This is a genomic window from Candidatus Limnocylindrales bacterium, from assembly GCA_035559535.1.
Lineage (GTDB): Bacteria > Moduliflexota > Moduliflexia > Moduliflexales > JAUQPW01 > JAUQPW01.
The window spans coordinates 1-4,672 of record DATMBG010000056.1; the positions used below are offsets into that span (position 1 = coordinate 1).

The following is a 4,672-nucleotide window of genomic DNA, read 5'->3' on the forward strand; positions in this document are numbered from 1 at the left end:
GAGTTCCTGGTTGCTTCGTTCCAATTCTTGGGTGTAGTGGGCGAGGGTTTGTTCGGCTTTGATGCGTTTGGTCAGTTCTTGTTGGGTGGAGGTATAGAGTCGGGCGTTATCCAGGGCTATGGAAGCTAACTCGGCAAATCGTTTTAATAGCTCTATCTCATCTTCTCCAAATGTCCGACCTTCTTCAAGATAAGCCAGTGCCAGCACGCCCACGACTTCCGGGCCGGATTTAAGCGGCACACCTACGACCGCACGAAAAATATCATAACGGGAATCCGGCATCCGATCAGGCCAGGTGCGATAGTCATTTATTATGATCGGCTGACCGGTCTGCCAGACCTTTCCCCCCAGACTCTCGCCCCACTTTAAGCGATGATTGATGAATTGGCTGTAAATTCCTACACCCACCTTAATTACCATGGCGGCTTCTTCAGGATCGATTAGGCGGATATATCCATGTTGGGTGTTCAACAACGCCCCGGCAAGCGTAACAATGGTTTCAAGTAGATCATTCAATTCTAGACGATTCATCAAAGCCAGACTGGTTTCATGTAGAGCGGTTAAATAGACATTTTGTTGATGCAGCTTCCTTTCTACCTGCTTTCGTTCGATGATCTCTTGCTGTAATTGTTGATTAGATATCTGCAATTGAACGGTTCTTTCTTTTACCCGGATCTCCAGTTCATCCTTTGCTTTAAGTAGCTCCTTTTCCGCTCTTCTCCGCCTGATCACATTTATACTGAGGGTAAATACGAGGAATATAAGGCTCCCTATACAGGCTATGGTAGCCCAGACTAAACCTTTATGTTCTATATAAAAGGAATAAGGTCGGTTGATAACTATGCTCCCTTTGGGTAAACTGGAAAGTTTAATGCCAAAACGCTGCATCTGTTGGTAATCAAACATATAACGGTTTGGACTCTCCTCGTGGACAGGAATGTTTATGGCTTTTTCGCCCTGTAAAATTTGGAGAGCCATCTTTGCAGCCTCTTCTCCCTGGGCGTAGCCGCTGATCATTTTACCTCCTACGACTCCATGACCCAAAAAAAGATCCCAGGAGCTGTAAACAGGGACTTTCGACGCAGTAGAAATAAGAGCCGTACTTTCTTCATAAGAAAATACTTTACCCGACTTATCTCGAATAAAAGATAATAAAAGCACAAAACTGTCTGGGGACAAATTTTTGACGCGTTCCTGGACCTCTTCCATGTTGAGATTTTCTAAAAAGATAAACTCCACGGAATTTGGGAATTTTGGGATTAGTTCCTGCACAATCCTTCTGAAAGCAATACCTGCCGTTGTTTCATCACTTACAACCGCAATTTGTCTGGTGGCTGGATGGAGTTTCAGGGCAATATCCAGAGTTCCCTTGATATCGGCTGCCTCTACGACTCCGGTCATCATATCGTGACCGATCAAATCCGAATCTTTGAAATAGTTAACTCCACAGAAAACCACCGGTACGTCGGGAAATAAATCATCCTGGTATTTGAGCAGGAAATTATAGGCATCATCATCGGAAGAGAGAATCACATCCAACTTGCGCTGGTCATACTTATATTTATACAAGTCACGAAGTTTTTGAAAATACCATTCATCGGAAATCCTTTTAGTATCCATGTATTCGATGTAGAGGTCCATGTTTTGTTGGTCGGCTTTTAAAACCGATTCCATGCCCTTCATAATACTATCTGTCCAGGTAAATCCTTTATGATAAGAGTGGAGTACCAGTATATTTTTCTTTTGATGGGGCTGTGAATAACAAAGAGGATGGGAGAATGTCAGGAAGCAGATGATCGGGAAAGACAAACGTATCCACTTACGGATTCTTTTAGGTTGGTTTTCCCACATAGATGTTTTTCACTTAACTCTCAAGGTGATTAGAAGTGGAGTTTCCTAAGCTCAAATGTCGTCCTTCTTGAAGTAACTGAGTCATGATCTCAGCCGGTACAGGTCGGCTAAAATAATATCCTTGCATTTCATCACAGTGATGAGCGCGTAAGAATCTCAACTGTTCTTCGGTTTCCACCCCTTCAGCCGTTACTTTCAATTTCAGGCTATGGGCCATGGCAATTATAGCCATGGCAATGGCCGCATCGTCTGGATCACCGGTAATATCCAGTACAAACGATCGATCTATTTTCAACTTATCTATAGGAAACCGCTTCAGATAACTCAACGACGAGTAACCGGTACCAAAATCATCGATGGAAAGATGGATTCCCATGGCTTTCAGTTCATGTAAGATGGATAGGGTGGCTTCTACATTTTCCATAAGGTGACTTTCGGTCAACTCCAGTTCCAGGTAGTTGGGATCAAGTCCGGTTTCTTTAAGTATCCTGACTATGTCTTTTATCAAACCTTTTTGTTTGAAGCGACGGGCCGAGAGGTTTACGGCAACCCGTAAAGGAAAGAAGCCTGCTTTTTGCCAGGTCTGGTTTTGAGCACAGGCCGTCCGGAATACCCAATCTCCAAGAGGGATAATGAGTCCGGTTTCTTCTGCCAGGGGAATAAACTCCATGGGAGGAACTAATCCTTTATCCGGGTGTTGCCAGCGTACTAACGCTTCTACCCCAACGATTTGACCGGTGTGGAGGCTTACCTGGGGTTGATAATAAACTACAAATTCTTGTCGTTCCAAAGCCCGTCTTAGATCATTCTCCAGGATGAGGCGCTCGAAGGCTTTAGCGTTCATGGAGGGGGTGTAAAATTGGTAGGTTCCTCGACCCTGTTCTTTGGTACGGTACATCGCAGCGTCTGCATTTTTAATTAAGGTTTCGGCATCTCTGCCATCTGAGGGATATAAGCTTATCCCCATGCTACCGGTAATGTGAAGCTCCTGTCCATCGACATTAAAGGGAGGTTTAAGCACCTCAAGAATTCTTCGAGCGACTTTGGCTACATCTTCCCCATGGGTAATACCAGGTAATAACAACATGAATTCGTCTCCTCCCAAACGGGCAACGGTATCTCCTCCTCGAAGACAACCTGTCAGCCGTTTAGCGACTTCTTGTAACAATTGATCTCCGATGGCATGCCCTAATGTATCGTTGATGGTTTTGAACCGATCCAGATCGAGAAATATTACGGCCACCATACCTTTGTTACGCCGGGCGTGTGCTAATTCCAGGGTAAGATGATCATTAAACAATACCCGGTTGGGTAACCCCGTTAAAGGATCATGATAGGCCAGATGATGAACCATCTCCTCAGCCTGTTTACGTTCCGTGATGTCAATATGGGTAACCACCACACCGCCCCGTTGGCTCTGCAAAGGGGTTACCCGCATTAAAAACCAGCGTCTTTCCTTCCTCGAATGGCAGGAATATTCCAGTGTGAATTGATCTTGCAAACCCTTCAATACCACTTGAATCCCAACCAGAGCTCTTAGCGCATCTTCGGAACCTCGCTTCAGAGCCTGTTGACACTCTTCCAGATAGTTAGTTCCAACACCGGTACCAGAAAGAAGTGGATCGCCGTTTTCTTGGGCAAATCGTTCCCATGCCTTGTTGACGGCAATAACATTTCCAGCTCTATCCAGTACGGCAATATGCGATGTCAGGGAGCTCAATACCGCCCGATTAAATTCTTCACTCTCCTTGAGGGCTACTTCGGCCTTCTTCCGAAACATTTCTTTTTCATGCAATTCCATCGCATACCGAATAGACTGACATAACAACTCTGAAGATAACTTTGCTTTAGGAAGATAATCTGCCGCACCGGCTTTCATGGCTTCTACGGCAATTTCCTCATCCCCCTGTCCTGTTAGAAAAATAACCGGAACCGAAACTCCCTCTGCCCGAATCCTGCGTAAGACCTCTAGGCCATCTACTTCCCCTAATCGATAGTCGAATAAACAAACTTCATAATTCGTCCTGCTTACACAACTTATCGCTTCTGAGAAAGAAGGGGCATGATCTAGAACAAACCTGAATCCCTTCATCCCAGATTGAAGTAAATCTTGGATGAGTATTACACCCTCGGTATCGTCGTCAACAACCAATATTTTTATTTCGGGTTCGTCCATGCCGGTTCTCCCTATACTAGCCAGGTAGTTCAACAATCTCTAACCAATATTTACCCAGTAATTTCATGGCATCTACCAATTGATCAAAACTGACGGGTTTCTTAATAAAGGAATTTACACCAGAATGATAGGATCGAATAATGTCCTCATCGGCTTTTGAAGTGGTTAAAACGACTACCGGGATCTTTTTCAACTCGGGATTTAGTTTAATTTCGTGTAAAGCTTCCCGGCCATCCTTCCTCGGCATATTCAAATCTAACAGGATTAAGCCCGGTCTTGGGGAGGTTTGGGGATCTTGAAAAGAACCTTGATGAAGCAAATAATCTATTAACTCCTCCCCATTTCTGACCCGATAGACTTCATTGGTTATTAAAGCCTCTCTTAAAGCATCCAGAGTCAACAGATAATCGTCGTCGTCATCCTCAGCAAGTAAAATGACAATGGAGTTTGTATTCTTACCCATGGTTTTCTCCTATCTTCTTAGATTGTTGAGCTGGGAGTAGGATAGTAAAAGTACTTCCTTTTCCCGGTACACTGCGAGCCGTAATCTCCCCCTTGTGCCGCTTGACAATCTTCTGACAAATCGCCAACCCCATCCCCGTCCCCTCAAACTCATGACGACCCTGTAAACGTTGAAACGGCTTG

At 44.6% G+C, this 4,672-nt stretch carries 4 protein-coding genes; all 4 read right to left on the reverse strand.

Annotated features, from left to right (window positions below; all coding sequences use genetic code 11):
- A partial coding sequence (locus VNM22_21435; GenBank protein HWP49733.1) for an ABC transporter substrate binding protein occupies positions 1-1,674 on the reverse strand: 1,674 nt, incomplete at its 3' end.
- A 190-nt stretch (positions 1,675-1,864) separates the two neighbouring features.
- On the reverse strand, positions 1,865-4,027 hold the full coding sequence (locus VNM22_21440; protein ID HWP49734.1) for an EAL domain-containing protein: 2,163 nt from the start codon (positions 4,025-4,027) through the stop codon (positions 1,865-1,867).
- Between the two features lie 16 nt (positions 4,028-4,043).
- The gene (locus VNM22_21445) at positions 4,044-4,490 is read right to left on the reverse strand and encodes a response regulator (protein HWP49735.1); all 447 of its coding nucleotides are present in this window, start codon (positions 4,488-4,490) and stop codon (positions 4,044-4,046) included.
- Positions 4,483-4,672 (reverse strand): ATP-binding protein (locus VNM22_21450; GenBank protein HWP49736.1); only part of this gene is annotated, 190 nt, incomplete at its 5' end. The genes VNM22_21450 and VNM22_21445, both read right to left, overlap by 8 nt.